Source organism: Ruania albidiflava DSM 18029 (assembly GCF_000421225.1).
Classification (GTDB): Bacteria; Actinomycetota; Actinomycetes; order Actinomycetales; family Beutenbergiaceae; genus Ruania; species Ruania albidiflava.
The window spans coordinates 1-9,843 of record NZ_ATWL01000038.1; the positions used below are offsets into that span (position 1 = coordinate 1).

Here is a 9,843-nt window from a genome sequence, read left to right on the forward strand (position 1 = left end):
GCCACCCGCGCTCTGCTGGACGAACTCGGCTGCCAGAGCGTAATCAGCATCAAGGGCGAACCCTTACAAGCGGGCTCCCGCTGGGTCGTTGAACGCACCAACTCCTGGCACAACCGCGGCTTCAAGAAACTCCACCTCTGCACCGAAGTCCGCACCCGCGTCATCGACGCCTTCATCGCCCTCGCAGGCGCAATCATCACTACCCGCCGACTCATCCGCACCGCCTGGACCACCCACCGCTGGAACACCCGACCAACCCGCCGACCATGAACCTACCCGCGCGATCTCTTAGTCCGGGGGCCACCACCCACCGCCACTCCCGCTCTCTCCCACCTCGCCGCCCCCGGTCGCTGAATGGATTCAGTCGTGCGTTGCTACGCGGAGTAGTGCTCCCGAGTATCGCACCCGTGCAGGAGGTATCGATCTGGTGAGGGCAGCACCGGGTGGCTGAGCCGGTCAGGGCCCTGCGACCGGCGCTGCCTCTGCAGCCTCCGCAGCGCTCGCGCCCTGCACCGCGTCCGCAGCAGCGCTCGCGTCCTGCACCGCGTCCTCCGCGGGCAGGCACGCCCCACCGGCCGCCGCAGTCGCCAGCACGGACGGAGCTCCGGCCGCCGCGTGCAGGTCCTGCAGCAGGGCCAGGGCCTGCGGCAGTGCCCGTTGGTCGTCCACGGGCTGCCACCGGCCGGCGACCACCTCGTACTCCGCGCGCGGCCCGTGGGCCAGGTAGTCGCGCAGGCCGCGCAGCAACCGGTCCAGGTGCTCGGTGGTGGTACCCAGCCCGATGCTCGCGCGCAGCCCGGCACTCACCCCGTGAGCGGCCAGCAGCGGGTGGGCGCAGAACCGGCCATCGCGCACGCCGACACCGTGCTCGGCGGACAGGTAGGCGGCCACCAGACCGGCATCGTGACCGGGCAGCGTGAAGGAGACTACGGCCACCGGTTCAGCAGCGTCCGGCCACAGTCGCAGCACCTGCACCCCGTCGATTGCTTCCAGACCGGTGACCAGGTGGTCCCGCAGCACCGTGTCGTGCCTCGCCAGCCGGTCGGCGACCTGCGCCACCTGCGTGCAGGCCACCCCGAGTGCCAGCGCCCCGATGACGTTCGGGCTACCCGCCTCGTGCCGCTGCGGCGCCGGCTCCCAGGTGGTGTGCCGAACCTGCACATCGCTCACCGCACCGCCGCCGGCCAGGTACGGCGTGCCCTCGTCCAACCAGTCCCGCCGGCCCACGAGCGCTCCGGCACCATACGGTGCGTAGAGCTTGTGCCCGGACAGGGCGACGTAGTCGGCGCCGGTCTCGGCGAGGGAGAACAACCGGTGCGGGGCGAGCTGCGCAGCATCGACCACCACCCGTGCCCCGGCAGCGTGCGCCACCTGCACCACCTCAGCGACTGGCAACGACTCACCAGTGACGTTCGAGGCGCCGGTGATCGCCACCAACCGGTAGTTGCGGGTGGCCAGAGCACTGGTCAGGGCGTTCAGAGTCGCGGTGACCGTCTCCTTGGCGGTGAGCACATCGGCGCCGTGCCGCTGCCAGGGCAGCAGGTTGGCATGGTGCTCGATGTCCAGCACGAGCACCTGTGCCCCCTCGGGCACACAACCGGCGAGGAGGTTGAGGGCGTCGGTGGTGTTCCGCGTGATGATCGCGACGTCGTCGCGTCGAGCGCCCACGAAGGCCGCTACGGCCTGTCGGGACTGCTCGTACAGGGCGGTGGAGACCTGGGAGAGGTACCCGGCGCCGCGGTGAACGCTGGCATACAGCGGCAGGGCGCGGTCCACCGCGTCGGCGACGGCAGCGAGGGCCGGTGCAGACGCAGCGTAGTCGAGGTTGGCGTACGGCACGGAGGTGGCGCCGTCCAACGGGTGGGTGAGCGGCACCTCGGTGTCCTGGCCGAGCAGCGGGAGAAGAGACACGAGCATCCTCCTGAAGGTCCGACGGACCGTGCCGGTCCGCGCTTGCCGCACACCACCTCGGTGCCGGCCAGGTCGTCACCCGGGGCACCCCACCGCGGAGGAGGGTTGCCGGCCAGCAAACCGGGGTTTGACGCTGGCGCTCATGACCTTGGCCTCAAGGATGCCACAGCCTGGCCCGGATGCCGAGCACTTCGTCCGCGGGTGCTCACGATGTGGTCAATGCCGCAGTAGCAGTCGGACGGGCTCTCGTGGCCGTTGTGTCCACACCCGGTGCGGCCCTACGCTTCGTGCGGGGCCGCGGTCGCTCTCAATCCCGAAATGGGGGGGATGTGAGGGCGCCGCCAGAGGGAAGGAATTCCGTGACGAGCATAGGTACCAGTGCCCGGACGACGGTCGCCGCCGCTGCAGCAGCACTGCTGCTGGTGGTCGGGTGCGATGACGGAGCCGACCAGTCGACGCCACCGGAGGCACCAGCCGAGCAGGAGACGCGCGCCGCGCAGGAGGAGCCAGCCGCTCGTGAGGAGCCCAGCGGCTCCGACGAGGACGCAGCCGGCGCCGAGCAGGACACCGGCACTGACGGCGAACAGGACCCCGAGGGCACGCCGGACGACGGATCGGCCGAGCCGATCACCGACCCGTGCAGCGACCTGACGCCGGAGGACGTCGGTGCCGTGCTCGGCAACGAGGTCGATGGCCCCATGGGTACCGCCGACGTGGAGGCACCTGAGGGAGTGGAAAGCGAGGGCGTGGTGGCCTGCCAGTTCGGTCCGACCGACCCCGGCGACTCCGGTGCCTCGATGCACTGGCTCGCGCCCACCATGGACTACCCGGACGAGATGCCGGAGGAGGTCCGGGAGGAGCAGGAGGAGAGCTGGCGGACCCAGACGATCGGCAGCGGTGAGGAGATCGAGGTCGAGGGCGCCTCTGCCGCCAGGGTGGAGATCGCCGACGCGTCGGGATTCACCCACCTCACCGTCAGGGCCATCGTGGGCGACGTCGTGCTGTGGAGCGCCGTCTTCGGCCCAGAGGGGACACTCGACGAGAGTGACATCCCGTCCGCGGCCGAGATGGCTGAGCTGGCGATCTCGAAGGCCTGAGGCCACGGCCGAGGGCAGCGAACCGATCGTCGCCGGTGGCCAGGACGACGGCGAGGGTGACACCGCCGAGGACGACGGCAGCGCGATGCGCAGGGGGCGCTCCTGGTCGCAGAGGTCGACGGCGGGGCGGTGCTCGCGAGCATCGCCAGTGACGGTGCCACGATCGAGGGCGTGACCGCGCTGATCGAGGCTGTGCTCGCCGCCGCATGATGTGATCAGCGCCATGATGGGGTGTGCTCCCCATCGTTCTCGGCGCCGGCTGCGGTTACGTTAGGCACCGGGTCGCACCACGGGACGGGATCTAGCCCGTCTGACTGTGTCGGTGCGAGCAGGGAGCCTAGGGAGGCAGAAGTGAAGACCAAGATGATGACCGGCCTGCGCACGACGGCCGCTGCGAGCGGGGTGGCGCTGCTGATGCTCGTCGCTGCCTGCGGCGACGCGGAGGAGTCGCGCGATGACCAGCAGGCCAGTCAGGAGAGCGCCGACGAGCAGCCCGCCGACGACACGGCTGCAGACGAGGGCGCAGCCGACGAAGCCTCCGGCGAGGGCCCCGAGGAGGGTGCGGACACCGGTGAGGACACCGCCGCCGACGAGGGCTCCGAGGACGACGCGGACGGCGCCGAGGACAGCGCGGACGATGATGCTGGCGAGAGCGAGGGCGGTGCTGCCGCCGGCGTGGTCGCACCTGGCGAGGAGTTCGACCCGTGCACCGCGATCACCGCGGACGACATCAACGGTGTGCTGGGCAGCAACTTCGACGCGGGCACCTCGAACGACATGTCCAGCATCGCCATGTGCGTCTTCGGCGACATGGAGAGCGGACAGAGCGTGGTCGTGCAGTGGGCGCCCACGCCCGGCAGCCTGGACGACGCGCTGGCTGCGATGGAGAGCCTGTACGGCGACCTGGACGAGCCGGAGCAGGTGAGCGTCACCGGCGCGGACGAGGCGGCGGTGCTCTCCGGCACGATCTCCGAGGTGGACGCCACCGTGCTGATCGCCACCGCCGAGGGCGGCTTCCTGCAGGTGGTCTCCACTGCTCAGGACATGAGCAGCGACCAGGCCGTGCTGATCGCCGAGACCACGTTCGCAGGCGTGTGAGCGGACTCTGACCTGGCCGCCCCAGCGGCCGGACCACACCACCACGAGGGCCGCCGTCGAGATCATCGACGGCGGCCCTCGCCATGGTCGGGACGGTCAACCGGGTGCATGGTCGGGAAGGTCAACCGGGTGCATGCTCAGCCGGGTGTGTGCCTCGCCACCCCTTACCCTCGGCCCGGTGCACCTGATCACACCCCTTACCCCGGGAGAGGTGAGCCGCCCGCGCTCGGTAAGGGCCGCCGTCGCGAGCCGGCGTGATCGACCGATACCCGTGCGGCAGGCCTCAGCGGAAGGGTGGAGCCATGACACCGGAGGAGGACGTCATGGACACCTACGCCGACAGCTACACCAGCTATCAGGCCGACCTGGCCTATCGACGCGAACAGCTGGTGACCGGTCTGGGCGCGAGCCGCCGCAACAGCAGGACCGGCCGCACCCGGCGGTCCCGCCGCCTGGGCCGGGAGACTGGCGACCCGGCCCTCACCCGTGCCGACCTGGCCCGCGGCGCCTGAGTCCCGCGACCGAGGGTGCGACCTCTGCAGGGTGAGCAGTGACCGAAGAGCTGTCACAAACCCGTGGGGCCCCGTCGGCACTGCATGACAAGATGCCGCTTGTGGCACGGGTCGGCTCGCAGATCGCGTTGGTGGCGCGCACCGCGGAGCTCGCACGTCTGCGCGAGGTCTGGCAGCGGTGCCGCACCGGGTCTGCCACCGCCGTGCTGCTGCCGGGTGAAGCAGGGGTCGGGAAGTCTCGCCTGGTCAGCGAGTTCGCGGCGACTGTCGAAGCTGACGGCGGCCTGGTGCTCACCGGACACTGCGTGGGGCTCGGCGAGGCAGCACCGCCCTACCTGCCCGTGGTCGAGGTGCTCGAGCAGGCCGGTGAGGTCGATCCCGCGCTGGTCGCGGACGCCCCGACGCTGGCGACCCTGGTCTCTCGGGCCGGCAGCGAACGGGGCACCAGCCAGCTGCAGCTCTTCGATGCGTTCCTCACCCTGCTCACCGCCCTCGCGCAGCGTCAGCCGGTGCTCCTGGTCGTGGAGGACCTGCACTGGGCCGATGCCTCCACCCGCGACCTGCTCACCTTCCTGCTCGCCCGGATCTCCGACGAGGCGCTGACAGTCGTGCTCACCTACCGGTCCGACGAGCTGCACCGGCGTCACCCGCTGCGACCGCTGGTGGCCGAGCTGGGGCGGATGAGGCGGGTGGAGCGTCTCACCCTGGAGCCGTTCGAGCCGGACGAGGCGCGAGACTTCACCCGGGCGCTCGCCCGCTGGGAGGGGACCGCGGTGCCCGAGTCCTTGGTGGAGGAGATCGCTGAGCGGTCCGAGGGAAACCCGTTCTTCGCCGAAGAGCTGTTCGCTGGTGGCGACGGGACGGTGGTGGCCGGCCCGCTCGCCGATGTGCTGCTCAGCCGGATCGAACGTCTCAGCCAGGAAGCCCAGCGTGTGGTGCGGGTGGCCTCCGTTGCCGGACAGCGCCGGGTGCGGCACGCCTCCCTGCTGGAGGTCACCGGCCTGGGTGAGGACGCGCTGGACGGTGCGCTGCGGGAGGCGGTGCAGCACTACGTGCTGGTGGTCGCCCCGGACGAGACGTATGAGTTCCGGCACTCGCTGCTGCGCGAGGCCGTCTACGCGGACCTGCTGCCGGGGGAGCGGACCCGGGTGCACGCCGCATTCGTCGACCTGCTCGGCCGGGCCCAGCACCCCGGCTGGCGAGGCGCCCAGGCACACCACGCCACTGAGGCCAACGACCTGCCCACAGCGCTGCAGGCGCGGATCGGCGCCGCTTTCGATGCCCAGACGGTGGGCGCCACCGCCGATGTGCTGCACCACCTGGAGGAGGCGCTCGGCCTCTGGGACGCCGTCCCCGACCCGGAGCAGCTCACCGACACCGACGAGCTCACGCTCATGGTCCGCGCCGCCGACGCCGCGGTGGCTGCCGGCCGCATCGACCGTGCCGAAGCACACCTGCGCTCTGCTCTGGAGCTCGCGGATGCCGGCGCGGACGTGCTGGTCCGTGCCGGGGTGCGTCGCCGGATGGCCCGGATGGCCTTCGCTGACGAGCAGTGGGACACCGGTCGGGAGCTGATCGCCGCCGCATGGGCCCTGGTGCGGGACACTCCGCCGAGCTCGGAACGAGCGTGGGTGCTGGCCACCCGCGCATTCGGGTATGACCACGGCGAGCAGCACCAAGCGGTGGCCGAGGCCGCGATCGCCGACGCCCGTGCTGCCGGTGACGGTGGCGCGGAGAGCGATGCGCTCATCTCTCTGTCGTTCCAGCTGCTCGGCTCTGGTGACCACGAGGCTGCTATGGAGGTGCTGGACCGGGCGCGGTCCAGGGCTGCTGAGCTGGGCGCTTTCGAGGTGGAGCTGCGGGCCTACTTCAACCTGGCGATCGGCGAGTTCGAGGCCGGCCACGTGGCCGTCGCCGCCGAGCACGTGCGCCAAGGGCTGCACCGCGCCCGCGAGGAGGGCCTGGTGTGGGCCACCTACGGCCGGGAGCTGGCGTGGATGGCGGTGCAGGTGCTGTTCGCCGCCGGCGCCTGGGACGAGGTGGCCGAGCTGACCTCGCCACCGGGGGAGCGGGCGCCGGACTGGCTGTCCGTGGTGATCGCCGCCTTCGCGGCACTGCTGGCCGCGTGCCGGGGGAGCTGGGAGGAGTCCGAGGCGCAGCTACGCACCGAGGTGCCACGCGACCACGAGAGCGAACCGGCCACGGTGCTCGCCTTCCCGATCGCCGAGCTGGGCATGTGGACCCACCGCGACCAGGAGGTGATGGACCGCCTGGAGCAGATCATCACCGACCTGCGCAGCAGCGAGCAGAAGGCTCCGCTGTCCCTGCTGCGGCTGGGTGCACTCGGCGTCTCCGCCGCTGCGGATGCGGCCGCTCGGGCCCGACAGACTGGGCAGGCTGGTACCGAGGCAGCGGCGCTGAGCAGAGCCGAGACCTTCGTGGCGCACGTGACCGAAGCAGCCGAGCACGGTGAGCCCCGCGCGAAGGAGTGGGGCCCGGAGGCTCGCGCCTGGCTCGCCCGCGCCCGCGCCGAGGAGAGCCGGTTGCACGGTGACCTGGACGTGCCAGCGTGGACCGCCGTCGTCGACGCGTTCAGCTATGGGGACGTGTACCAACGCGCGCTCGCCCAGTGGCGCCTGACCGAAGCACTGCTCGCAGACGGGCGGCTGGAGGAGGGGGAGACGGTGCTCACCGAGGCGCTGGACGTCGCCCGGCGGCTCGGCGCACAGCCGCTGGCGGGGGCACTGGAGTCGCTGGCCCGCCGGTACCGCCGCCCGGTGGCTGGGGTGCGGATGGTGGCCGCCGACCTGCTCACCCCGCGGGAACGGTCGGTGCTGGAGCTGGTGGCTCGGGGGCTGACGAACCGGGCCGTCGGCGCCGAGCTGTACATCAGCGAGAAGACGGTCAGCGTGCACCTGAGCCGCGTGATGGCCAAGCTCGGCGCGCACTCGCGCACCGAGGCGGTGGCGTTGGCGCTGCGGGACGGGTTGATCGACGCTTGACGTCGAGGACGCGTTCCCGGCACCCCGGCAGACCCCTTAGACTGGCCTCGACCCATCCAGAGCAGCCGAGAGATCTGGCTCGTTGACGCTGCAGCAACCACGCCTCGGGCGAAGGTGCTAACGCCAGAACCGATGGAGGCATGATGAGCGACGCTGTCGGACCCGTCGATCCGCCCGGGCACCGTTACCGGCTGCTCACCGGCCCGGACGACGCCACCTTCTGCACCCGGATCAGCGAGGCGCTGGAAGAGGGCTACACGCTGTACGGCTCGCCGTCGGTGACGTTCGACGGCCAGCGCGTGATCGCCGCGCAGGCCGTGCTCTGGCCGCATCCGCCCGCCACCACGCCGGCACCCACCAGTCCCCACACGCAGAACGGAGACGACCGATGACCTATGCCGGAGACCTGACCCCCACCCAGGCCTGGGAGGTGCTCCAGGAGAACCCCCGCGCGGTGCTCGTGGACGTGCGCACCAAGGCCGAGTGGTCCTTCGTCGGTGTGCCGGACACCTCCGGCATCGGCCGCACCACGGCGTTCGTGGAGTGGAACACCTACCCGGAGGGCACCCGCAACGAGCAGTTCCTGGACCAGCTCGCCGACGCAGGCGTCACCGAGGACGAGCCGGTGCTGTTCCTGTGCCGCAGCGGCGCACGCTCGATCGCGGCCGCCGAAGCGGCCACCGCCGCCGGGTTCGGGCCCGCCTACAACGTGCTCGACGGATTCGAGGGTGCCACCAACACCGACGGCCACCGCGGTGACGCCGGCTGGCGCGCCGAGGGTCTGCCCTGGAAGCAGTCATGAGCGACCCGCGGCCCATCTCGTCCCTGCCCGAGGGCCTGGGTGCCGACACCCTGGCGATCCGCGGCGGCCAGCAGCGCACCGCCTTCGGGGAGACCGCCGAACCGATCTTCCTCACCCAGGGCTACGTCTACGAGCATGCCGCCGATGCCGAAGCGGCGTTCGCGGGAGAGGCCGACCGGTTCATCTACTCCCGCTACGGCAACCCGACCGTGTCCGCCTTCGAGGAACGGATGCGGCTGATCGAGGGCGCCGAGGCCTGTTACGCCACCGCCACCGGGATGTCGGCGGTGTTCACGGCGCTCGCCGCCCTGGTCAAGTCCGGCAGCCGGATCGTGGCCGGCAACGCCCTGTTCGGTGCCACGTTCACCGTGCTGAACCAGATCCTCGGCAAGTGGGGCGTGCAGACCGACTACGTGCGCGCCCACGTGCTCTCCGACTGGGAGGAGGCGCTGACCACCCCCGCAGACGTGGTGCTGTTCGAGACCCCGTCCAACCCGATGCAGGACGTCGTCGACGTGGCCAAGGTGAGCGAGCTGGCCCACCGGGCCGGCGCCGTCGTCATCCTGGACAACGTGTTCGCCACCCCGGTGCTGCAGAAGCCGCTGCAGCTAGGCGTGGACGTGGTGGTCTACTCCGCCACCAAGCACATCGACGGCCAGGGCCGGGTCCTCGGCGGGGCGATCCTCGGTACCCGGGACTACATCGAGGGCCCGGTCAAGCAGATGGTCCGCGCCACCGGCCCCACGCTCAGCCCGTTCAACGCCTGGGTACTGCTCAAGGGCCTGGAGACGCTGTCGCTGCGGGTGCGCGCGCAGTCCGCCGCAGCCCTGGACCTGGCCCGATGGCTGGAGGAGCAGCCACAGGTGCGCGGGGTGCGTTACCCGTTCCTGGACTCCCACCCGCAGGTGGCGCTCGCCCGGGAGCAGATGAGCGGCGGGGGCACCGTGGTCACCCTGGACCTTGCGCTGGACGGCGACCCGGGTTCGGTGAAGGACCGCACCTTCGCGTTCCTGGACGCCCTGCACCTGGTGGACGTGTCGAACAACCTCGGTGACCTGAAGTCGCTGGCCACCCACCCGGCGACCACCACGCACTCCAAGATCGCCCGGGAGGACCGGCTGGCAGTCGGGATCACCGACTCCACAGTGCGACTGTCGGTGGGGCTGGAGGACCCGGCGGACCTGCGCGCCGACCTCACCCAAGCGCTCCGCGCGATCGGCTGACCATCCACCAGGTCAGCGTTCTGCACGTGGCGGGTCACTGGTCTGGGACTAGCCGTGCTCGGTAGGTGTCGCGACCTGTTCCTGTGACTCTGGAGCGCTCGTCCCCTAGGGCGTGTCTCTCATTTTCGTAGCCAGGCGATGACGGCGCAGAGGACGACGCCGGCTCGGTAGCTGATGGCGTGCTTGTCGTAGCGGGTG

The 9,843-nt window shown here is 71.1% G+C and carries 8 protein-coding genes, 1 pseudogene and 2 riboswitches; of the genes and pseudogenes, 8 read left to right on the forward strand and 1 reads right to left on the reverse strand.

Features of this window, described 5'->3' with window-relative positions; all coding sequences use genetic code 11:
• Positions 1-270: pseudogene (locus K338_RS24090) on the forward strand (IS5/IS1182 family transposase); the annotation flags it as partial.
• Positions 271-456: 186 nt separating this feature from the next.
• Here K338_RS24090 and K338_RS24095 read toward each other — a convergent pair.
• A complete protein-coding gene (locus K338_RS24095; protein ID WP_022919751.1) occupies positions 457-1,917 on the reverse strand; it encodes an aminotransferase class V-fold PLP-dependent enzyme in 1,461 nt (486 codons plus the stop codon).
• Between the two features lie 27 nt (positions 1,918-1,944).
• Positions 1,945-2,059, reverse strand: a riboswitch (SAM riboswitch).
• 211 nt (positions 2,060-2,270) lie between these two features.
• Between K338_RS24095 and K338_RS0119130 the strand changes: the two genes are divergently transcribed.
• The 7 genes from K338_RS0119130 to K338_RS0119165 all read left to right on the forward strand — a co-directional run bounded on the left by K338_RS0119130 (position 2,271) and on the right by K338_RS0119165 (position 9,645).
• A complete protein-coding gene (locus tag K338_RS0119130) occupies positions 2,271-3,008 on the forward strand; it encodes a hypothetical protein (protein WP_022919752.1) in 738 nt (245 codons plus the stop codon).
• A 351-nt stretch (positions 3,009-3,359) separates the two neighbouring features.
• Positions 3,360-4,106 (forward strand): hypothetical protein, encoded by a 747-nt coding sequence (locus K338_RS0119140; protein WP_022919753.1) that lies wholly within the window; start codon positions 3,360-3,362, stop codon positions 4,104-4,106.
• Positions 4,107-4,408: 302 nt separating this feature from the next.
• Entirely contained in the window at positions 4,409-4,618 is a 210-nt protein-coding gene (locus K338_RS0119145) for a hypothetical protein (RefSeq protein ID WP_022919754.1), read from the forward strand.
• 92 nt (positions 4,619-4,710) lie between these two features.
• Entirely contained in the window at positions 4,711-7,620 is a 2,910-nt protein-coding gene (locus tag K338_RS0119150; RefSeq protein WP_027287054.1) for a helix-turn-helix transcriptional regulator, read from the forward strand.
• A 49-nt stretch (positions 7,621-7,669) separates the two neighbouring features.
• Positions 7,670-7,759, forward strand: a riboswitch (SAM riboswitch).
• A gap of 4 nt (positions 7,760-7,763) precedes the next feature.
• The gene (locus K338_RS24100) at positions 7,764-8,012 is read left to right on the forward strand and encodes a DUF1737 domain-containing protein (RefSeq protein ID WP_084481507.1); all 249 of its coding nucleotides are present in this window, start codon (positions 7,764-7,766) and stop codon (positions 8,010-8,012) included.
• The gene (locus K338_RS0119160; RefSeq protein WP_022919756.1) at positions 8,009-8,422 is read left to right on the forward strand and encodes a rhodanese-like domain-containing protein; all 414 of its coding nucleotides are present in this window, start codon (positions 8,009-8,011) and stop codon (positions 8,420-8,422) included. The genes K338_RS24100 and K338_RS0119160 overlap by 4 nt, the downstream gene beginning before the upstream one ends.
• The gene (locus K338_RS0119165; protein WP_022919757.1) at positions 8,419-9,645 is read left to right on the forward strand and encodes an O-succinylhomoserine sulfhydrylase; all 1,227 of its coding nucleotides are present in this window, start codon (positions 8,419-8,421) and stop codon (positions 9,643-9,645) included. The genes K338_RS0119160 and K338_RS0119165 overlap by 4 nt, the downstream gene beginning before the upstream one ends.
• Positions 9,646-9,843 lie beyond the last annotated feature (198 nt).

Bases quoted from the DNA above. Each gene is read 5' to 3' on its own strand.
- K338_RS24095 (WP_022919751.1), bottom strand. From the start codon at position 1,917: ATGCTCGTGTCTCTTCTCCCGCTGCTCGGCCAGGACACCGAGGTGCCG.
- K338_RS0119145 (WP_022919754.1), top strand. From the start codon at position 4,409: ATGACACCGGAGGAGGACGTCATGGACACCTACGCCGACAGCTACACC.
- K338_RS0119150 (WP_027287054.1), top strand. From the start codon at position 4,711: ATGCCGCTTGTGGCACGGGTCGGCTCGCAGATCGCGTTGGTGGCGCGC.
- K338_RS24100 (WP_084481507.1), top strand. From the start codon at position 7,764: ATGAGCGACGCTGTCGGACCCGTCGATCCGCCCGGGCACCGTTACCGG.
- K338_RS0119160 (WP_022919756.1), top strand. From the start codon at position 8,009: ATGACCTATGCCGGAGACCTGACCCCCACCCAGGCCTGGGAGGTGCTC.
- K338_RS0119165 (WP_022919757.1), top strand. From the start codon at position 8,419: ATGAGCGACCCGCGGCCCATCTCGTCCCTGCCCGAGGGCCTGGGTGCC.